This is a genomic window from Arenicella sp. 4NH20-0111 (assembly GCF_040366405.1).
In the GTDB taxonomy this organism is placed as follows: Bacteria; Pseudomonadota; Gammaproteobacteria; order Arenicellales; family Arenicellaceae; genus Arenicella.
This window is the reverse complement of record NZ_BAABWF010000008.1, coordinates 149,061-168,476: the sequence shown is the minus strand read 5'-3', so window position 1 is coordinate 168,476 and position 19,416 is coordinate 149,061. Positions and strand designations below refer to the sequence as shown.

At 43.4% G+C, this 19,416-nt stretch carries 19 protein-coding genes; 6 read left to right on the top strand and 13 right to left on the bottom strand.

What is annotated here, in order from left to right; all coding sequences use genetic code 11:
- Positions 1 to 52: 52 nt before the first annotated feature.
- Genes ABWW54_RS16035 through ABWW54_RS16025 form a run of 3 tightly spaced genes read right to left on the bottom strand, consistent with a single transcriptional unit; the run spans position 53 to position 2,560 of the window.
- Positions 53 to 973, bottom strand: coding sequence for a glycosyltransferase family 2 protein (locus tag ABWW54_RS16035; protein WP_353413695.1), 921 nt, complete (start codon positions 971 to 973; stop codon positions 53 to 55).
- Positions 970 to 1,737, bottom strand: coding sequence for a WecB/TagA/CpsF family glycosyltransferase (locus ABWW54_RS16030; RefSeq protein ID WP_353413694.1), 768 nt, complete (start codon positions 1,735 to 1,737; stop codon positions 970 to 972). Before ABWW54_RS16030 ends, ABWW54_RS16035 begins: the two co-directional genes overlap by 4 nt.
- A 1-nt stretch (position 1,738) precedes the next feature.
- A complete protein-coding gene (locus ABWW54_RS16025; RefSeq protein ID WP_353413692.1) occupies positions 1,739 to 2,560 on the bottom strand; it encodes a glycosyltransferase in 822 nt (273 codons plus the stop codon).
- 131 nt (positions 2,561 to 2,691) lie between these two features.
- On the opposite strand from ABWW54_RS16025, the gene ABWW54_RS16020 reads away from it, so the two are divergent.
- Complete coding sequence (locus tag ABWW54_RS16020) at positions 2,692 to 3,663, top strand: glycosyltransferase family protein (protein ID WP_353413691.1); 972 nt, start codon at positions 2,692 to 2,694, stop codon at positions 3,661 to 3,663.
- 11 nt (positions 3,664 to 3,674) lie between these two features.
- Here ABWW54_RS16020 and ABWW54_RS16015 read toward each other — a convergent pair whose 3' ends face one another.
- The 10 genes from ABWW54_RS16015 to ABWW54_RS20155 form a co-directional block, all read right to left on the bottom strand.
- Complete coding sequence (locus tag ABWW54_RS16015) at positions 3,675 to 4,622, bottom strand: class I SAM-dependent methyltransferase (RefSeq protein WP_353413689.1); 948 nt, start codon at positions 4,620 to 4,622, stop codon at positions 3,675 to 3,677.
- 63 nt (positions 4,623 to 4,685) lie between these two features.
- The gene (locus ABWW54_RS16010) at positions 4,686 to 5,420 is read right to left on the bottom strand and encodes an FkbM family methyltransferase (RefSeq protein ID WP_353413688.1); all 735 of its coding nucleotides are present in this window, start codon (positions 5,418 to 5,420) and stop codon (positions 4,686 to 4,688) included.
- 13 nt (positions 5,421 to 5,433) lie between these two features.
- Entirely contained in the window at positions 5,434 to 7,545 is a 2,112-nt protein-coding gene (locus tag ABWW54_RS16005; protein WP_353413687.1) for a hypothetical protein, read from the bottom strand.
- 2 nt (positions 7,546 to 7,547) lie between these two features.
- Positions 7,548 to 8,810 (bottom strand): oligosaccharide flippase family protein, encoded by a 1,263-nt coding sequence (locus ABWW54_RS16000; RefSeq protein ID WP_353413686.1) that lies wholly within the window; start codon positions 8,808 to 8,810, stop codon positions 7,548 to 7,550.
- Between the two features lie 232 nt (positions 8,811 to 9,042).
- Positions 9,043 to 10,398 (bottom strand): exopolysaccharide biosynthesis polyprenyl glycosylphosphotransferase, encoded by a 1,356-nt coding sequence (locus ABWW54_RS15995; protein WP_353413685.1) that lies wholly within the window; start codon positions 10,396 to 10,398, stop codon positions 9,043 to 9,045.
- A gap of 21 nt (positions 10,399 to 10,419) precedes the next feature.
- Positions 10,420 to 11,025 (bottom strand): hypothetical protein, encoded by a 606-nt coding sequence (locus ABWW54_RS15990; RefSeq protein WP_353413684.1) that lies wholly within the window; start codon positions 11,023 to 11,025, stop codon positions 10,420 to 10,422.
- Positions 11,012 to 11,779, bottom strand: coding sequence for an O-antigen ligase family protein (locus ABWW54_RS15985; protein WP_353413682.1), 768 nt, complete (start codon positions 11,777 to 11,779; stop codon positions 11,012 to 11,014). Before ABWW54_RS15985 ends, ABWW54_RS15990 begins: the two co-directional genes overlap by 14 nt.
- A 457-nt stretch (positions 11,780 to 12,236) precedes the next feature.
- Positions 12,237 to 12,689, bottom strand: coding sequence for a pilin (locus ABWW54_RS15980; RefSeq protein ID WP_353413681.1), 453 nt, complete (start codon positions 12,687 to 12,689; stop codon positions 12,237 to 12,239).
- A gap of 317 nt (positions 12,690 to 13,006) precedes the next feature.
- Positions 13,007 to 13,873, bottom strand: coding sequence for a helix-turn-helix domain-containing protein (locus tag ABWW54_RS15975; RefSeq protein WP_353413679.1), 867 nt, complete (start codon positions 13,871 to 13,873; stop codon positions 13,007 to 13,009).
- 178 nt (positions 13,874 to 14,051) lie between these two features.
- The gene (locus tag ABWW54_RS20155; RefSeq protein WP_502907823.1) at positions 14,052 to 14,765 is read right to left on the bottom strand and encodes a double zinc ribbon domain-containing protein; all 714 of its coding nucleotides are present in this window, start codon (positions 14,763 to 14,765) and stop codon (positions 14,052 to 14,054) included.
- 55 nt (positions 14,766 to 14,820) lie between these two features.
- On the opposite strand from ABWW54_RS20155, the gene bioB reads away from it, so the two are divergent.
- From bioB to bioD, 5 genes are read left to right on the top strand one after another with little or no spacing between them, the layout of a single operon-like run.
- Positions 14,821 to 15,831, top strand: coding sequence for a biotin synthase BioB (gene bioB, locus ABWW54_RS15960; RefSeq protein ID WP_353413678.1), 1,011 nt, complete (start codon positions 14,821 to 14,823; stop codon positions 15,829 to 15,831).
- Positions 15,832 to 15,867: 36 nt separating this feature from the next.
- On the top strand, positions 15,868 to 17,067 hold the full coding sequence (bioF, locus tag ABWW54_RS15955) for an 8-amino-7-oxononanoate synthase (protein WP_353413676.1): 1,200 nt from the start codon (positions 15,868 to 15,870) through the stop codon (positions 17,065 to 17,067).
- Positions 17,068 to 17,071: 4 nt separating this feature from the next.
- Positions 17,072 to 17,833, top strand: a complete 762-nt coding sequence (locus ABWW54_RS15950) for an alpha/beta fold hydrolase (protein WP_353413674.1) — start codon at positions 17,072 to 17,074, stop codon at positions 17,831 to 17,833.
- A complete protein-coding gene (locus tag ABWW54_RS15945; RefSeq protein WP_353413673.1) occupies positions 17,826 to 18,587 on the top strand; it encodes a methyltransferase domain-containing protein in 762 nt (253 codons plus the stop codon). Before ABWW54_RS15950 ends, ABWW54_RS15945 begins: the two co-directional genes overlap by 8 nt.
- Before the next feature lie 4 nt (positions 18,588 to 18,591).
- Positions 18,592 to 19,305, top strand: a complete 714-nt coding sequence (gene bioD / locus ABWW54_RS15940; RefSeq protein ID WP_353413672.1) for a dethiobiotin synthase — start codon at positions 18,592 to 18,594, stop codon at positions 19,303 to 19,305.
- Positions 19,306 to 19,416 lie beyond the last annotated feature (111 nt).

The following is a 19,416-nucleotide window of genomic DNA, read 5'->3' as shown; positions in this document are numbered from 1 at the left end:
GCAGTGTCACAACCGATAACGCTTCGTCGTCACATTAAACTGGTCATCAAGTCTACGATAAGCTTGCTTTTGATAGTTTCCCAACAACTGAGGATACCCAATAATACACTGGGACTGGTAAAAATACCTGAGCAGCAACAATTAATGACATTTTGATACTGTAACAGTTATGTTTGATGGCGGACAGGTAGAGTTTTGCCGCTTCTTGGTGGCGTTTGTCTAACGCATATGATTTAGCTAGAAACCATCCCTGTGCACCAAGATAGGCTTTGTCGCTTATCCAAGGGCGCAATTCGGATAGTAAGCTATCAATTTGTCTAACCTGAAGTGATCTAGAAAGTCTCGAATCATCGCTTCGATCATCGATAATCGCGCCGATGTGTGTTTGCGAGTAAAACTCGCAGCCTTTCTTCCAAAGCTTAATGACAAATTCGATATCGTCTCCATAACTAATTTGAGTGTTAAATAGGCATTGCCGGGCGACTTCACTTTCGACGGTCAAGGAAACCATAAGAAATGAACCCCTATCGCACAATAGGTACTCATCTAATGGTTGAGTATTGTTGTAAGCCTTAAAGGGTTTGATGTAGTTGGTACTTTTTCTCTTAAATTGTAGTTTGCTTGAAAAAGCCTGAATATCAGGTTGTCTGGAGATGTCAGAGGCTGTTTTTTCTAGATGATCTGGAGTAAACACGTCGTCTGAATCTAAAAAGCAAATGTATCGCCCCCTTGCCTGTTTGATGCCGTTGTTTCTAGCAGCCGAGGCTCCTTGGTTGGATTGCTTAACTATGGAAATTCTCTCCAATCCGGCGAATTCGTTGAGCATCACCTGGGTATCATCAGTGGATCCATCATCGATTACGATTAGTTCGTAATCGGTGTGGGTCTGAGCGAGAATTGATTCGATTGCTCGCCGTAATTGACTTGAGCGGTTGAATGTTGGTGTGATTATGCTGAATTGAGGCGTTTTCAATGTCTAAATAGCCTCTTTTTTAAAATCTCAGCCACTAAGCTAAGTAAGACTGGCCAAGGTTCAATTAGGTATCTTTTCCAGAGTCTTTTAGGATTGGCTAGTAACCTAAATAACCATTCCAAACCGAACTTTCCAGACCATCTGGGAGGTGTGTAAGTTGCGCCACAGATATAGTCGAAATAGCCTCCAACTGAGATTAATATTGGTGCTCTTAAGTTAGGTTTATTTTGGGTTAAAAATATCTCCTGCATAGGCATACCCATTCCAACTAAAAGAATGTCGGTATTGTGCTTTTCTATTTGTTTTAAACACTGTTGAAGGGTCGAGGTTGAACTCTCGTCACTAATATAACCATGGTGTGATGCGAACGAGATGTTCGGGAACTGTGACGCTAGGATGTTTTCTGAGGAGGTAATTAAGTCAGCTTTAGTTCCAAGTAGAAACACGTTCGAATTATTTTTATTGGCTTCGGTCAGTAGCAGTGGGATCCAATCAAGCATGGTAGCACGCCATTTTTGGTCAATGTCATACCCTAGGAATTGAAGTGCCCAGCAGACGATTGTGCTATCAATTATTCCATAGTCAGCGTCTTGCTGGGCTTGATAAAACTCCGAATGATCTCTCTGAAGTGCGAATCCATGAAGATTGTAGTGCGTAAATACAAGCCGATTTTTGTTATCGCTTTTAAGGTGCCGATAAATAATGTCTATAAGGCCTAGAGAATGAGCACTTATAAACGTATTTCCCAAAATATTGAAATTCATTTTATGACCCAATCTTCGACCGATATGAATGAATTAGAAAATCTAATAATTTAAAGGATAAGTATTTACAGGTTTTATAGTGAAACTCTACGATGAGAATTAAAGTTGAGCGGAGGTTAATATCTCTTTTCATGCTAAATTCCTCAATGAAAGGGGCTAAGCCTGAGTTACTGACTCCTGAGGCTTCCATCATAACGAGTTCTTTGTTTATGAACGCTGATGTGAGTTTATGACGGTTCTTAAGAAGAAAGTGATAGTCTGACACGACTTTATATTTGGTCGAGAATGAATCTTGGTGGAAAAGTGAATGATGATGTAATGCGCCTGGGTGGAAAATCTTCATTTGGCGAGTAAATGACCGTTCTTCATAGCCATGACCTATGGACCTTAGTAGCACAGGTTCACCGTTTCTTTTGTCATCCAGATATAGCGTGCCACGGTGTGAAATGAAGTTTAACTTTTTCTGGCTACCATCGAGAAGAACGCTCATTTCTTCTCGATAACTATCAGCCAAAATATCTCCAGCCCCGACAAAAGTCACCCACTCATTTTTATTGTGCACTAGAGCTTGATTCCATGCAGCATAAATTCCTGTGTCAGGAATCGACAGAATAGTCATATTAATTTCGTTGTCGAACTGCTTGGCGATATCAATTGTTTGATCGTTTGATTCACCATCTTTGATGATCAAATGATCGCATGGATGCATTTGCTTGATAATACTATCAATGGTTTTATGTAAAACACCCTCACAGTTCAAGGTTGCTACGATAAAGCAGATACTCTGTGGACTCTTTGATGATTGGGTGCCAGGCTTTGTCATTATTCCGTGATATCTCGGCGCTCTAGGCGCTTGTTCTTTGATTTAATCCGGTGCGTGCTAGATTCCATTATAATTGGTTTATTAGTTGGATAATTCAAATGATTTCCCCGCATATGAGAAAAATAATATGTTTGACACCTATTAAAGATGAAGCTTGGATTTTAGAGCACTTTATTAAATCCGCTGAGTCTTGGGCTGATGTGATCATCATAGCTGATCAAAATTCGACTGATGGCAGTCGAGAAATAGCCCTAAAGTCAAATAAGGTTCATTTGATTGAGAACCGCTCGGATACGTTTAATGAACCAGAGCGCCAAAAGCTGTTGCTTGAGGCTGCAAGAGAATTTGGTGGAAATAATATTCTAATTTCTTTAGATGCTGATGAAGCTTTTTCTTCCGATGCTACGGCTTCAAAAGAATGGAAGACGATGTTAGATGCCCCTGCAGGAACTAATTTCTGCTTTAGATGGGTCAACCTGTGTCCCGATGTAGAGTGTTGTTGGAGCCCCAAAGCCCATCACGTATGGGGGTTTGTGGATGATGGTAGGCCGCATATAGGAAATGCGATACACAGTCCAAGAGTTCCTTTGTCTGAGACAAAGATTTTTTTCGAACAAATAAGGGTATTGCATTTCCAATATGTGGATTGGGCTCGAATGCAGAGCAAACAACGTTGGTATATGGCATGGGAATACCTGAATAAGACAACTGAAAGCACTACTCAGTTGCATCGTACCTACTCGCATATGTACATGATACGTAACTCAGATATCCAACAAATTAGCCCTTCTTGGCTTACGCCTGATCAGCGCAAATTTTTCAATGAGTTAAAGGGGCCTGAACTGTATCGTTGGGATTTTTTAATGAAAGAGCTTATCGAGGAGCACGGACTAAGTGAGTTTGCCCGTATTCCTGTTTGGGAGGAAAATAGGGCCGACTACATTTCTGGGGAAACTACAGCATGGAAAATCACATCCGATTTTAGGGATCCAAGAAGTATAAGGCAGAAATTCTTGCAGAGATGGTTGAGGTTTACGACGAAACGGCACTTTAAACTGCTCAATTTTCTGGTGGATCCGATTTTGAAGAAGCTGGGGGCGTAATTGCTTCGGTTCTACTTGATTTTTCGAATATAAAAAGAACCTGGCTCATGAGACGGCTTAAGAAATGGCGCAATAGATTTTAAGCTGTCATAGTGGTGGTGATGTAAAAAATTCAAAGAGCCGATAATCTCCCAGCTATCATTATTTGTTAAAAAAGCCTCCAGTAAATACTGCTCATTCCAAAACTTTATGTCATCAACTAGCCAACTCTCTAAGTAGTTGCGGGGAGAGAATATATCGTGGATATGCACGACGACTCCTGGGCTAAGCGTTGGCAGCAATTCTAAGTATTCGTACAATACATCGCCTTGTGGTCGAATTATGTGTGATGAATCAATGAACAGTATGTCGTTAGCTCCTAAGGAGCTAAAAAAGGATGTCTCCAAATGTTCCACAGGCTGTCTGATAACCTCGACGGCTTCCTTTTCAAGCCAAGGCATTTCATAAGGCTCTATACACGTTAGCTTGCATTGGTGCTTATGGTCTTCCGACCGGTTTTTTTCGATAGCCTTAATTGCTAAGAGAGTTGAATACCCGCTTCCAATTTCTATGATTTTTTTCGGTTTTAACGCACGAATAATTTGATACCAGTACTCGGCGTCACCTGATTTAAAAGCATCATTATCTACGTAGAAGCCATAGTCATCTGGTTTTTCAGTGTTTAAGCTTTTAAGTTCCTCATGAAATTTCAGCTTCTCGATTTGGGCTAGTTGCCCGGCGACATTCCAATTGATTCCCGAAAGTTCTCTATCTCTAGAATAGGGAATTCTGGGGGAAGCATTATCAAATTGGGGTTCATAATAATGTTTGGTTAGAGGGAATATTCCTATGTTCCTGAGTACTCGTTTGGTAAATGGTAGTCGTTGAACACCAAGTCTTCTTACCAATTTTAGCCCCAGTGCGCAAAAAATCGTTGGCAGTATTAAAATAGCGTCGATTAGGGGTAGTAGTTTTTTCAAAAAGAATTTCATGAAATAGAGACTGTGGTTATAGGGCAATGGTTAGAACGCATTATGTGTACTCTAATTGTGTGCTTGAATAAGCTCCGGCTTAACATAGAATTCATCGTCCCCAACGATAGAATGAAAGATAAAACCTTTATTTGTTAGGTATCTTGGGATTCTGTAGTCGGAGTAGTTGTTTTCCACACCAATGCACTTAACTTCTGTGCGCGTGAAGTCGATACTCTGTAAGATCTTTAACTCCATGCCTTCTACGTCGATACTCAAATAATCAACCGTTTTGATGCTATTGTCAGCTAAGAGATCATTTAGATTGTAACAATCTACTTCTATAATTTCTTCTTCTCCCCCATGATGTTTAAGTTCTTTTTTTATTCTCTCTGAGTGCCTACTATCATACTCCTTCACCAGTCCACTCAACATTTCGGAGTAGCCAGAAATTGCGCGAAAGTGCTCTACGCCTGAAGTGGGAGCGATGCAACCATTGACCGTGATGCAAGAACGATTGGATTTGAGTCTACTGTAAATAATTGGGAGTGGTTCAATAGCGATCCCATTCCAGCCAGCTTTTTCTAGTCGGAATGTGTTGCTGAACGTTACTCCGTCATTCGCGCCGATGTCAACAAACGTTCCAACTTTCTCGTGGCCAAACAAACTCTCTAAAACCCATTTGTCTTGACCGCATTGGCTAACATATCCCTCTGCTTCAAGCTCAGATTGAGTGAAGTTCTTCTTTATCACCTTAAAAGTGAGCGCTTTATGGAGAAAACGAGAAATCTGGTTTTTCAAATACATAATGGAGTCACGTTCAAGATGTTGCGGAGTTTTTACTGGGAACCGCCAATAAGGGCAGTATGCCGTCTATTGGTGGTGTATAAGTTTTCAGGTTAATGGTCTCACCACTAACCGATTCAAGAGAATAGTTTGTGGTCTTGCAGAGTTTCTCGGCATTCAGTATTTGAGCATGGATGGAGCTTTGATATTTATCATCGAAGTCGAAAATAATAGGACTCCTATGCGAATCAATCAACTTCTTTATGTTCGTTTCTTCGGCTATTGAATGTGTTATATCTGAAATTACAATCAGGTCGATTTTGCCTCTCGAGAGAGGCTCCAATTCCATGTGGTTATCAGGGAAAATGACTCTTTCCAGTTGATTCAGGTTAATGTTCGAACAGAGAAATTCATATCGTTCTAGGTTCCCTTCATTGGCAATCACAGACACACGAGGTAAATTATTCAGCAGCTCAAAAGCGAAAAAGCCAACATCGGCATTAACGTGCACCACTTTAGAGTGATCATATTGATATAAAATACCTAGGGCTAAAGAAGTTAATTGGGGTTTGTAGGACTCTTTTAATAGCATGTCTTCAATGAGTCTATTTTTATAATTGTACTTGATCTCATATTGCCCAATATTGATCGCTAGATTATCTCTTTGGAGAAAGTCTCGTAGTTTTCTTGGTAATAGATAGGTGGCTCGTACGAGCCGTTTGGCTGATGGTGGTAAGTTAGTACCTAAATAGACTCGGGCAGCGTGTTTATATAGGCGGAACTTAGTCGCAATAAAGTCAATTGCTTTCTCCAGTGAGAGTCGATTGGATGAAGTAAGGGTCTCAATAAGTAGGATGTCATTTTGGTCTTTGGCCTCGTTTCTACGCATCTTCATGTACTTCAAATTGTCGAGGGAGATGAACTTTATACCATGAATTTTTACATGTTGATTCGGATCATTTATTAGCGAATCTATTGACTGTTCGTGGTTCAATATCTCTTGGCTGTGGTTGTCTATTGACGGTTCTAACTTCTCAATTTTATCTTCGCCAATCACAAAATAGTCCAAATCAGACACATCTCGCAAGCCGTACACCCCGAGAGTAGCACTGCTGTCGAGACAATAATTATCCACAGAGGCATTAGTTTGAGAAAGAATTTGTTCGTACTTACCGATGAGTTTGTCGAAATTTTCTCTGGGTTTATAGAGTGCGTTATTCAGCCAATGGCGACCGTTGTTCGTTAGTACAACATCAGATATGTTCCGCACTTCGGACGTGTGATCCGTAATATGGATGGGCAGATTTCCCCGCCCGATTCTATTCCGGATGCGTTCTTTGGCATTTAATACTTGTTGTATGTCGTCACATTGAAAGAATACGAAATGAACAACATTTTGTTTGCGGTAGAACCGTTTACTCAGGTGGTGTTCTAGGCCCCCGCTAAGTTGCTTCGACGGGGACAGCCAAGGCTCGCCATGATATAGAGTTCGAATTAAATTAGACTTTCCCTTTGCACTGAGAGAAATCTTTTGCTCATAAAAAACGTCGCCGATCGCGTTGAGTTCACTTAATGCAATTGGCTTGTTTTCATTCATTATTGGAAACAATACCGCCACATAGTTGCTTTCTGTGAGGGACAGATATTTACTTACTAAGGCGTCGACGGCATCTCGATTAAGCCCCATATTGAGTAGCTCTCTTGCCCCTAGGCTCTTAGTCGAAAAATTAAAACGAGTGATTTTAACCTTTTTACCTAATAAGGCGCATGCAGCGACTCTATGAGCTCCATCGATGATTATGTTTTTCCTGTCTACGGGAATAAGAGATTCAGTTGGGTCGAACCCATTGCGTTCAATTGAATCTATGGCTGAGTTGAAAGCATTTTCAAAATCGGTGTAAATAACCTTTCCTGATTGGTCGCCTTCTTTAAAATTATTGATTGCTTTTAAATGAGCTTTGTAGAGGGCGCGCCCATAATCGAGATCGGGGCTATTAAGTCTCTGTTCTGCATAAATGTATTTTGCCATCAAATCTAACCGCTGGTGTGAAATCAGCTCCTTGGCATCTATCCATTCCGGCTCTGATCCGCTTTTTGTGTCAAAAAATTGATCGAGGTGAGGGTTAAGTAGTTGATGTGTTTCCATCTCTAAAGGATAACCATAGTTGTTATAAGAAACCATGCAATGCTTAAAGCATAGAGAATGAGCTTGCCCGCAATGTCTCTCACGCTGGTTTGTGAACAATGAAAAAGAGTTTCATTTGCTATGTTCGCGACAATACCAGTAATGACGGCAGCCACGATTAAGGTTTCCAGTCCCTCTTTGGCAAAAATTAACAGTACAGACACAGTAATTAGACTACGAACTGTTAGCAACGCCGTGTATCTATTGGAAAACCCCAGGGTTTTCGCAAGGTCATTGTTGATTAGGCACATGAAGCCGGTTGGAAGGCCTAGACTGATAAGTGCTAAAGGGGTGGCTAAATCTTGCCATTGTGAGTTTAAAGCGTAGGGAAGCATCGACTGACTGACTGTGACAATCAATATTGAAAGTAGTAGCATTGCGCTCCCAACAAATCGACAATACAGTTTGTAGACTCTTGAGATATACGAGAAATTTTTGCCTGTCGCTGCTGTAGATAATTCGGAAAAAAGCACTTGGTTACAAAAGAATATCGTAGCATTAGGGATTACATACGCGATTTGCTGGCTTAGTTTATAGATCCCCAATACCGCTGGGCCTAAGGCTGCTCGTACGATAAAGGTATCGGCATGCCCAACAAGAAAGCCACTAGAGCGTTGAGCAAGCACGTGTTTTCCTAGCGAGAAGAGTGTTCTGAATTCGGACGTTTGATAAGTAAGTCTTTGTTGGTACCCTGTACGCAGATATATAGCGCAAACAAAGTGACCTGCGGTGAATCCAATGGGAAGCGCGTAGGCGTCTAGATTTAAATAAATGCAATATAGCCCCACTGCGCCAGTAGCTACACCATGAATGATGTTTGAGATCGCAACCGGGGCGTAGTTTCCATTCAATCTGTAGAACGTTCGAATGCTGTCCGTGAAGGGCATCAGAAAGGCTGAACTGCAAACGATAATGATAATGTTTCTTTCAGTGTTTCCGATCCATCCAAAATCCAGTGCTAGGATTGACCCTGTCACTATAATTAGGGCAAATGCAAATGCACTGACAGTTTGTATTGAAAAAAGAGTATTGATTCCACCAAAGGCGCGTTGAGCAATGATAGAGTCAAGTAGACCAAAATCCTTAACTAATTCATAGAAATAGATAAGGGCCAATGAAGTAAGAAAAAGGCCGTAGTCGCTTGGGCTTAATTGGCTAACGATAAATAGCTGAATAGCGGGGGCTATGACTTTAGAGGTAGCACCACCGCTCAAGTTTACAAGCATTTTTCTTTTGAGGTTGTGGTTGTCCAATGTGGTGCTTGCTCTAAATTTTATTTAGTCGTTTTATGATTGAATAGAAAGTACTGGTTTCATCGGTCTATGGCAATCTTTGAGTGAATGATAAAAAATACGTTGTGCCTTTCGTTAAAATTCAATGGTCCAATTTGGCTTATTTACTTGCCCAGTTTGAGCTTCTAGGGAGTATTGTATGCTCTGAGCGAAATGATGAGCGGCCTTAATAGGCTTTGTCTGTGGTGATTAGATGCGTAAACGTGAGGAATATGATTTTGAAATCCAGTAAAACGCTCCAGTTTCGGATGTACTCCAGATCATTTCGGACACGCATTTTCATGTCTTCGTCTGATTGAAGTTCGCCACGAAAGCCATTAATTTGAGCTAAGCCTGTGATGCCGGGCTTCATGGTATGCCGCTTCATGTACCCATCCAAGACTCCTCTGAACTGCTCATTTAATTTTATTGGGTGAGGGCGCGGCCCAACGATAGACATTGTGCCTAACAGAACATTTATCAGCTGAGGAAGTTCATCAAGTGATGAGCGTCGCAATAGTTTTCCAACTCGAGTAACCCTCGTGTCGTCAGAGGTTGCTTGGCGAAACTCGGAATCACCTTCAAGGTTCGTCATAGTTCGAAACTTCCAAACCTTAAACTCTTTTCCATCAACCCCATAGCGGTTTTGTTTAAAAAAAATGGGGCCTCTTGAATCAAGTTTTATTGCCAGTGAAATTAGCGCAAAAACCGGAAAAAGTAAGATCAATGCGGTAATGGAAATCAATTTGTCCTCCAAAAACTTCAGCACATGGTTGAGTTTATTGGATTTACTAATAGAGGAGTCTACCGTCAACACGCCGTTTTGCAGGGCCAGCGAGTTTGTCGTCGTGATGAGCCCGTGAGGAAGATCCGGCAAGTAGACAATTCTAACTGCGGTGTCCGAAAAGATAGCTTCTATTTCGAGTGTTGAAAGCCGATTGAAAACTGAAGAGGCCAGCCAAACTTCACTTATAGCAACACTCTTGTCTGATAGTCGCCGAAGTCTTTCGATTTCATCCACAATAGACTGAAGTTGATCGTCTGGATTGGCGTCATAGAGGGCTAACTTAAGTCCATTCGCCGCACAAAATAACTTGGCCTTCTTTTCGGTGTCGAGAGAGCTAACTCTGCCGATGATAGCAATGTTTTTCTCTCTCGGACGACTGTGTTGTACGCGTGAAATAAACGCTCTGAAAGTGATAATAAAGGCAGCTGCAATTGCATTCGTTACTACAATCCATTGTCGAGAGAAATCCTCACCAGTCTTCGTGATGTACAAAAGAGTGGAAATAATAAACAAAGATACAATAAAGGCAGCCGCACAGCTAACGATTGCGTTAGGGGACAATTGAGAATTTGAGTCTCGATAAAAAGAGGTCGACTGCAGTGCTAAATGGGTAAAAAATACGTGTGATATAGAGATTATGAAGTAGTTTTGAGGCATCAGAAAGGTGCCGAACCTTAACTTATATGAAACCCAGCAAGCTATTATGATCAGTAATGCGTCTGCAAATTTGTATACTGGAGAGCTGCTTGGAATCATCGATCAAATCAGTTGCGACTACTATTGAGTATTTGTTTCGAATCTAATGTATTTTCGATAACTAGGGTGAATGCTGTCAAAACAGGTCTTCAATGATAATTCAATGTTAGCTTTACGCAATTCTTGTGTGATTGCAGAAAAGAGCGTGAACCCGTCTGTTCTGCTAGAAGCATAACGCGTGCAATATTTGTCAACCGATGATTGGGCGATCTCTCTGTGTTTTTTATGGATTAAGTAACCCAAGTGGTCCATGTAACGATTCAGGTCTCCAGGGTCAGTTTCTAAGTACCCCCAATAGAGCTCATCAAGTTCTGAAAATGATGTTTTATAGTACTCTATATATTGCCGATTAACCCGATATCGGTACCAGCGCACAAATGGGGAGTAGCCGCCTTTTTCAGTGAATATTTCTAATCTAGCTTGTTCATAGAGAAGTTGCTCGTAGGTGACTTCAGTATTGTATAGCGCCTTGTAATAGCACCCTGAATCCCATGGTATGAACGCTTGAATAAGTGGCAAGTTGCAAAAGCTAGCATCTTTACCCACAACCCCGCTCGATGTCACGATGGTTCCGTGAACAACGACAAAAGCGGCAAAGATGAGACTTATGACTCTAATTTTCGCCATAGGTCGTAAGTCTTGCAATGATTAAGGCTATCAATAGAAGGAAAATTAAAGAGCCGATTATAAAATTTATGGCCATGTAAGCCGCACAGCAGCACAGCATTACCCAGTCGATATAACGTTTAAGGTCACCCTTGACGCCAAGGGGAATGGCGATCACCTGTCGATGTTTTATCAAGAGATATCCGACTGAGTAAATAAACAGAAAAAACCAGATTACTCCAAGCTCCATCCAAATCTGTAAATAATCGTTATGCACGAAAAATATCTTTTGGTTTGGGAAGCTGTCTTTGGCGCCCAAATACTCAAAATTTCCTAGACCATGGCCAAGTAGAGGCTTCTCCATTATTGCTTGCCAAGCTAAACTCCAGTATTGAGTGCGACTGTTGAGTGTATTGAAGTCTTGCAGGCCACCTCTGTCGACGGCATCGCTCCCTAGAATTACTGGTAACAGATGCAAGAATACAAAAGCGAAAACAATTGCAATTATTGTTCCGCCTTTAATTGAATGTTCTCGGGTGTAAACGCGAAAGACTATGAGTGACAGTATGAAGACAGCCAGCAAAAAATTGGTTGTTCTTGAAAAGCTCGTAAAGATCGCGAGTGCAACTATAAAAGTGAGTAGTGGGAAGTACTGTCGGCTCTTCAGTGTATGGTACAAATAGCCATAAATGAGCAGTAAAAAGAATGAGCTTTGACTGTAATCAAGTAGAAGCCCGGACTGTCTGACTGGGTCTTGAATGTAGCCCCAGATCATCAAGCAACTTTGGGCTAGCATGCAGGTAACGAGAACAAAATTCTGCAGTAAAAATCGATCTTTTGATTGATTATAACTTGTCTCGCCGTGTAATTTCACGAGGACACAGAATACCAAAAAGCTTGTAATTATTGATTGGCTTAGAGTTATCGATCTGCTCGTGTAATTACTAAATACCATGCTCTGAAAGTAGATGATGGCGACTGCCATTAGTAAAATTCGGTAACGCTCAACAACCTTGTAGCCGCCAAATAGGGCGAAGGCTATCGCGGATATAAAAAGAGCAACGCTGCTAAGCATACTCTGAGCGTGGAGTAACGATATGCCGCATATAATTATACAGGCAAAGAAAAACGCCCAACAGTGTTGGGCGCCTTTTGAAAAGCCATCGTCTTTAAATGACGATGGCCTTATTTCTAAAATCGACATCATTAAATGAAGTCTTTTAGAGGCGATACTAAGGTGTCGCTGTACGGCACTGTCCTGGAACGTGCTGCGAGATACCTTCAGAGCGAGTACAAGCCCAGTCAACGCGGCCTGAACCAAAATCAGGCGTTAGTACGATGATTGGATCATCATCGGCACCAGTCGCTTGAGTGCTAACAGTAATGATTCCGCTGTCTCCAATTGCGATAGACGCAACAAATTTACTTGATACAAAAGAGTATCCTGTGTCGCCTTGATCTAGTCCTGTGAAGTCAGTTTGACCACGGTCTTGAACCGTTTCAGAAACAGCCAATTTAGCTGCTGCAGCCAATGCTAAGCCTTCAGAAACACGAGTACGTACTGTGTAGTCTTGGTATGCAGGCAGTGCAACCGCTGCCAAAATGCCGATAATCGCAACAACGATCATCAATTCGATAAGAGTGAAACCCTTAGCGTTTGCGTGTGATACTTGGATATTTTTCATGTCAATTTCCTAACGTTGGTTTTTTGAACTGTCCTCAACCCCAACCCAACCCCATAATTGATGAAAGTTGTTAAAGCTGATGACGGTTGCTGGCTCGAAATCTACAGACAATAATCCACAGACCTCAAACGATTTTTGCCCCTCTTAAAAAGAGCCCGCCTCCCATCGAGACTTGAGTACATTTATACCAGAGAATTTATTTTTTTCAGCCCTAAGAATGTAAAACTTTTAAAACTGGCTATCTTGTTGATTTTAATTGGTAAAATGGCTATGACATTTTTTGCGAAATCCATAAAATTAAATTTTGACAATTATTGTCAGGATATTTCGTACTTGCTTAACTTGTATCTGAAAGATCTGAACGTCATTCCTAAAAGTTTTGCCGCTTCGGTCTTGTTTCCGTTGGTCGCAATGAGTGCCGATTTTAGGGCGGTGATTTCTTCTCGGACTAGGTACTCTTCAATCGATTCGTTGCCAGGAACAAAGCTCTTCAACTCGGCATGTCTGACCATTCTTGCAAGAGATGAAACAGCCACACTTAAAAACATGAGTAAAACCCCATACATGGCTAGTGAATCAAACCGCCATTGGATGTTGTCTGATGTAACAAGTACGCTGTAAAAATGTTCAAAAAAGACAGTGATGATCGAGCCGGCCGCGAGTGCCAGGGCTTCTTTACGGCGAAGGACCACACTCCCAGTGGTCACGATAACTAAAAACAGTAGGGTAAAGCTACTGCTTATGCTCCCGGTAGAGTGAACTATTAGTCCAGCAGTAACGGTATCAAGAAAAAATTGGGTGATAAGAATGTTTCTTAGTGGGAATCGCCTGGTTTTGGTGAATAGTGTGAATGCAATGGCCGATAATAACAATAAGCCTGCGCAATACATGAATAAAGTTGGGTGATGAAAGTTTCTAAAGGGCGCAAAGTTATTTACTAAGTCTGATGCCAACCCTAAGGCCAACATAATCAATGCGCACCCATATCGAAACAGGTTTAGTGTAAAAACGGCGCGCCATATTTCTTGTTGGTAGGTTTTGTGCGCGTTTGTGGGGGGCTCTGACGAGCTTTCAGTCGAGTTTTCAGCTGAAGTGTGCTTTGCTTTGGTCGTATTTTTCTCAGCAAGCTTCTTGGCGAGTTGTGGGTTTGCTATGGCAATTAGATCTGACGGTTTGGTGGTCATGTTTGCTATTTCCGGTTACCTCGTGAACCACATTTCTGTGCGTAATGTAAGCCTATTGTTTTGAGTGAGTTTTATATTTATCAATAGGTTATGTTTGATCTTGAACGTTCCGATCAATTGGTTTTTTTCTATGTGTGGTGGGTAAGCGATCATTGCGTCTTTAAATAATTGGGTTGTGTTAGGGGGTTCGTGCAATGCTCCATACCTGTAGGTAGTCTACACCGTTTTTTTTGAGAATTTTAGAAATTTCTTCGACAGTTGCGCCGCTAGTAATCACATCATCAATTATCGCTACGTGTTTGAATGGAATGGGTTTATTGATTTTGAAGCACCCGATTAGGTTGGCTCTGCGTTGAGAGAGGGTTTGGCTGGCTTGATCTGGAGTGGACTTGGTTTTAACGATCGCTCCCTTAATAATGGGGATTTCTAATTCTATGCTAATGGCCTTCGCTAATTGATGGGCTTGATTATAGCCGCGAGACCTGAGTTTTCGTGAGTGTAGGGGGACATAAATAAGCGCTTCAGGTGGCATAAGGTCTGCCCCGTCAAGTTCCTTCAGAAAGAGGTTTGCGAGTCGCCTTGAAGTTTGTGGGGAGTCTTGGTATTTGAGTCTTCTTATGTGGTCAGCCAGAGGGCGGGAGAACTCAAAGGGTGAAAAACACGAGTCGTGGTGCGGAGGGGATGAGAGGCAACGGCCACAGCTGGATGTGTGAGCATTAGGGATTGGTTGGCCGCATTGCTTGCATCCATTGCTGATTCTTGGAAGTTTGCGCTCGCAATCAGGACAAAATAGAGTGTCAGAATCGCATTTTTGTCCGCAATCTTGGCACGTGCGTGGAAGTAGCCACTGTATAAATGACTTGAGTTGCGTGTTGTAAAGTGTAAAATCCATTTTAGTTTACAGCCCGTTCCGCTGTTGTCCATTTGCTCCTTGGAAAATTCACTATATGACAAACACGAATAGCGCTCAAGTCGAGCGAGAAGATGCCGCCCTTGTCGTAGAGGCTTCAACACCGATTGAGAATCGTTGGTCGATATCTGCCGTTACTGCTCTATTTGAAATGAGTTTTAATGACTTGATATTCAAAGCGCAAACGATTCATCGAGAGAATTTCGATCAGAATAAATTGCAGTTGAGTAGCTTGCTCAGTATTAAAACGGGGGCATGCCCAGAGGACTGTAAGTATTGCCCGCAAAGTGCTCGATACAAGACTGGGCTTGACGTAGAAAGATTGATGCGTGTTGAGAAGATTGTGGAAGCGGCAAAGAGCGCTAAGTCCAATGGGGCAGGACGGTTTTGCATGGGGGCTGCATGGCGCAGCCCTAAAGACGCTGACCTTGCGGTTGTGGAAGAAGCGGTTCGACAAGTCAAATCATTGGGTCTTGAAACGTGCGCTACGCTTGGGATGTTGGATGAGGAGCAAGCGAATCGATTAAAGTCAGCCGGACTGGATTATTACAACCATAATCTCGATACGTCAGAGTCCTATTATAAGGAGGTGATAACCACTCGCTCCTATGAGGACCGCCTGGAAACGCTTGAGCATGTGAGAAATGCCGGAATGAATGTCTGTAGCGGCGGAATTGTGGGAATGGGGGAGGCTAGATCTGATCGAGTTGGCCTGATTGCTAATTTGGCAAATTTGCCGACGCCACCTCAAAGTGTGCCCATTAATAACCTAGTTCAGGTTTCTGGAACTCCGCTTGCAAAAGCTGACCCTGTTGATGATTTTGAATTCATAAGAACAATCGCGGTTGCACGTATTACGATGCCAACCTCTTACGTTAGGCTCTCTGCGGGCAGAGAAGCGATGAATGATCAAATGCAGGCGCTTTGTTTTTTCGCTGGAGCCAATTCGGTGTTTTATGGCGAAGAGTTGTTAACCACCAGTAACGCGTCTGTAGATCATGATCGAGATCTGATGGATAAGTTAGGAATGTCTCCTGAGCTAAATTGATTTGCAGTGAAAGTCGGATGGTAGTGGAGCAGTAGTATGTCCGTTGAATTATGGGAAAAGAGGCTGGGCGAAGAGCACAGTGAACGTAAAGCATCTGGTTTGTGGCGTGACAGAAGAGTTGTTGGCTCGGCCCAGCACTCCTTCATTGAAATTGATGGGGAGTGGCGAACTAATTTTTCAAGTAATGACTATTTAGGGCTGGCTGGGCATCCAGCGATCGCGAGTGCGATATCGAGCGGCATTGATCAGTGGGGTGTTGGTGCTGGTGCCTCTCATTTGATTTGCGGCCATCAAAGCCTGCATCAGGAGCTCGAAGAAGAACTCGCAGAATTCGTTGGTGCTGAGCGAGCGTTACTTTTTTCAAATGGTTATATGGCCAACTTGGCACTAAATAGTGTGTTTGCTAAGAAGCGAGACTTGCTGCTGCATGATCGGCTCAATCATGCGTCGTTAATCGATGGAGCAAGGCTAAGTTCGGGTATATTTAAGCGATTTAAGCACGGAGACCTGAAGCATGCGCGGAAACAAATATTGACGACGGATTTCGATTCGTTGATTCTGATCAGCGATGGTGTTTTCTCCATGGATGGTGATATAGCGCCGATAGGCGACCTGAAAAGTCTCGCAGATCAGTATGGCGGATTGCTTTGCATCGACGACGCGCATGGGTTTGGCGTTTTGGGCGCCGATGGTGCTGGCTCATTGGCGTGTGAGGGTTTGGCGCCAGCTGGAAACGTTTTGTCAATGGGGACGCTGAGTAAAGCGTTTGGTGGATACGGTGCGTTTATTGCCGGTGATGCTCTGTTTATAGAGCATTTAGTCCAATATGCTAGGACCTATGTTTACACGACGGCGCTGCCACCATCTACCGTGCTCGGGAATCTTGCCGCATTGAAAGTTTTGCGGGAACAGCAATCATCAAGGATGGATCATGTGTCACGATTAATCGAGTGCTTCAAGAATGGCGGTGATCAGATTGGTCTAACGTTAATGAAATCTCAAACCCCAATACAGCCAGTGTTAATAGGAGATGAATCTGAAGCTATTAGAGTAAGTCATGAGTTGAGCACGAGGGGCTTTTTTGTTCCAGCCATTAGAACCCCGACAGTGATGAAAGGCGAGGCCAGATTGCGAGTCACCTTGACTGCGTCGCATTCCGTCGAGCAGGTCCGTGCGCTCCTTATGGCGCTTGCTCAGGTGGTAAATAGAAAAAATAGTTCAATTCGTACGGCATAAGGCTATGAGTCAAAATATTGTGTTTTTGCATGGTTGGGGTGTTAACTCGGGAATTTGGCGAGATTATACTGAGCAGCTTTTGAGCGAGGTGCCTGATATTGCTGTGCACCTCATTGATCTGCCAGGCTATGGAACTCAAGTGTCGGCTGAGTGTGATGGTGATATTGTGGCGATGGCTCGTTCGTGTTTGGAACGGGCCCCTGAAAACGCGATTTGGGTAGGATGGAGTCTGGGAGGTATGGTGGCTTTACAGGCTGCTTTGCTGGATGAGTCCGCGCAAATATCTGCATTGCAGTTAATTTGTACAAGCCCAAAATTCGTGTCTGATGGAGAGTGGGCGGCGGGTGTTGACCTTGAAGTTTTTCAGCGGTTTGCTGATGAATTGAAGGCGGATTATCGGCGCACATTATCTGTCTTTTTATTGATGCAGTCGGGTAAGAACTTTGGAGCGAGGGAATTGGCCCAGAGAGCTCATGAGGCGATTTGTGAGTATGATGCCCCCTCTGTTTTGACTCTTCAATCAGGGATAGATTGTTTGCGAGACGCGGATCTTAGAGGCGCTATTCCACAAATATCCGTGCCGTGTCAGGTGATAGCTGGAAGCCTGGATCGCGTTGCGAATCCTGAGGGGTCGGCTGAAATGGCGCGCTTATTGAATGCGCAATTTGAAGTGTTAGATGCGGGGCATGCTCCATTCCTTACTCAGCCAGATAAGACCTTGGCATTGATGAAGGTCTTAATCGCCAGTGTGGGTAGAAATGATTGAAGCTGCAACAATCGCCCGGTGTTTTGATAAAGGGGCTGCTCGGTATGACAATCTGGCGCAAATCCAAAACAAAGTATCGGATAGTTTGTTCGCCAGTGTGCTGCCTGAGGTGGTTGATGCTAAGCATATCGTTGACTTGGGCTGTGGTACTGGGCGTCTTTTGTCAAAATGCCAGGCGCACAACCCGTTGGCCGAATTAACCGGTGTTGACTGCTCATCAGCGATGCTTGATGTCGCGGCATCAAAGGTGAGTGGCGGCAACTGGTTGAATCAGGATTTGGTTGATATCGCCTTGGGCGCTGAGTCTCAGTGTTTGGTGCTGTCGTCTTCAGCTATGCAATGGGTGCCCATCGAGCAAGCGCTAAAGGAAGCCGCGCGCGTTACCAAAGTGGGGGGGCATATTGCTATTTCCACTTATCTTGATAAGACCTTGTTGGAGTGGCGTCGTCTATGGCGGGCAGAAACATTAGAGATGCCGACCGAAGATCAGTGTGTTGATGCGGCTGAAAAGGTTGGTCTTAGCATTAAGAGGGTGGAAACGAACTGGCAGACACAATGGTGCGACGGCTTTGAGGCGGCGGTTTCCAGTGTGCGTGGATTGGGTGCTGGAGCAAATAGACGCTCTTCTAAAGGTTTGTTTGGAAGGCGTGAATTTGCCCGAATTCGGGAAAATGTTAATGCTCAAGTCCTCAAGTTTGGGGCCTTCCCCATGCGGTATCATGTTGTTTCAATGCTGGCGATTAAGGAGTGTTAGCGCTATGAAGTTTCCACATTGTTTTGTGACTGGAACCGACACTGATGCTGGAAAAACAGTTGCCTCGGCGTCGTTGTTGCGTTACTTGGCTCAGAGCGGGGACTCGGTAGCTGGCATGAAGCCATTGGCCAGTGGTTTTGACAGGGTTGGCGGCGAGTTGATTAACGCCGACATTCAGATGCTGCAATCTGCTAGCTCGTACAAATTGCCGGATGAGTTGGTGAATCAATATGGGTTTGTGCCTGCAATCGCTCCTCATATCGCGGCTGATTTTGAAGGCGTGGAAATTGATTTCGACTGCGTCGCGAATGCTGTGGGGATCGCGAAAGCGCGAGTTGACACTCTTGTGGTTGAAGGGGTTGGAGGGTGGAATGTTCCGTTGGGGATTTGTGGTGAAAGCGGTGAGTCTGCCTGTGCCTCGCATGCGCAAAAAGACATATCCGCACTGGCTAATAACTTGAAGTTGCCCATCATTTTGGTTGTCGGGCTTAGGTTGGGGTGTTTGAATCATGCATTGTTAACAGCCAGGGCAATCTTAGCAGATGGACAGCCGTTGCTGGGGTGGGTTGCTTGCGCAGTAACGCCAGACTTTGAATGCAGTAATGAAAATATGCGTACGCTGAAGCAGTTGATGCCCGCGAGGCTGCTCTTCGAGGTGCCGTTTCTCGCTGATGAGCTCGCGAGACGCGCTTATGTTCCTTTAAGTGTCAACATTTAGGCTGCTATTTTAGGGTGGGGTGCTCTATATAAGCTGGATCTGCCTTTTTTGCCGATATTAGGCAGGGTTCTTATTGATGATAACTACTGCCTGTGATACCTTCTCACCGCC

What these genes read in the sequence shown, in the direction of transcription:
- ABWW54_RS16030 (WP_353413694.1), bottom strand. Translation starts at nt 1,737, where the DNA reads ATGAATTTCAATATTTTGGGAAATACGTTTATAAGTGCTCATTCTCTA.
- ABWW54_RS16025 (WP_353413692.1), bottom strand. Translation starts at nt 2,560, where the DNA reads ATGACAAAGCCTGGCACCCAATCATCAAAGAGTCCACAGAGTATCTGC.
- ABWW54_RS16010 (WP_353413688.1), bottom strand. Translation starts at nt 5,420, where the DNA reads ATGTATTTGAAAAACCAGATTTCTCGTTTTCTCCATAAAGCGCTCACT.
- ABWW54_RS16005 (WP_353413687.1), bottom strand. Translation starts at nt 7,545, where the DNA reads ATGGAAACACATCAACTACTTAACCCTCACCTCGATCAATTTTTTGAC.
- ABWW54_RS16000 (WP_353413686.1), bottom strand. Translation starts at nt 8,810, where the DNA reads ATGCTTGTAAACTTGAGCGGTGGTGCTACCTCTAAAGTCATAGCCCCC.
- ABWW54_RS15995 (WP_353413685.1), bottom strand. Translation starts at nt 10,398, where the DNA reads ATGATTCCAAGCAGCTCTCCAGTATACAAATTTGCAGACGCATTACTG.
- ABWW54_RS15990 (WP_353413684.1), bottom strand. Translation starts at nt 11,025, where the DNA reads ATGGCGAAAATTAGAGTCATAAGTCTCATCTTTGCCGCTTTTGTCGTT.
- ABWW54_RS15985 (WP_353413682.1), bottom strand. Translation starts at nt 11,779, where the DNA reads ATGATCTGGGGCTACATTCAAGACCCAGTCAGACAGTCCGGGCTTCTA.
- ABWW54_RS15980 (WP_353413681.1), bottom strand. Translation starts at nt 12,689, where the DNA reads ATGAAAAATATCCAAGTATCACACGCAAACGCTAAGGGTTTCACTCTT.
- ABWW54_RS15975 (WP_353413679.1), bottom strand. Translation starts at nt 13,873, where the DNA reads ATGACCACCAAACCGTCAGATCTAATTGCCATAGCAAACCCACAACTC.
- ABWW54_RS20155 (WP_502907823.1), bottom strand. Translation starts at nt 14,765, where the DNA reads ATGGATTTTACACTTTACAACACGCAACTCAAGTCATTTATACAGTGG.
- bioB (WP_353413678.1), top strand. Translation starts at nt 14,821, where the DNA reads ATGACAAACACGAATAGCGCTCAAGTCGAGCGAGAAGATGCCGCCCTT.
- bioF (WP_353413676.1), top strand. Translation starts at nt 15,868, where the DNA reads ATGTCCGTTGAATTATGGGAAAAGAGGCTGGGCGAAGAGCACAGTGAA.
- ABWW54_RS15950 (WP_353413674.1), top strand. Translation starts at nt 17,072, where the DNA reads ATGAGTCAAAATATTGTGTTTTTGCATGGTTGGGGTGTTAACTCGGGA.
- ABWW54_RS15945 (WP_353413673.1), top strand. Translation starts at nt 17,826, where the DNA reads ATGATTGAAGCTGCAACAATCGCCCGGTGTTTTGATAAAGGGGCTGCT.
- bioD (WP_353413672.1), top strand. Translation starts at nt 18,592, where the DNA reads ATGAAGTTTCCACATTGTTTTGTGACTGGAACCGACACTGATGCTGGA.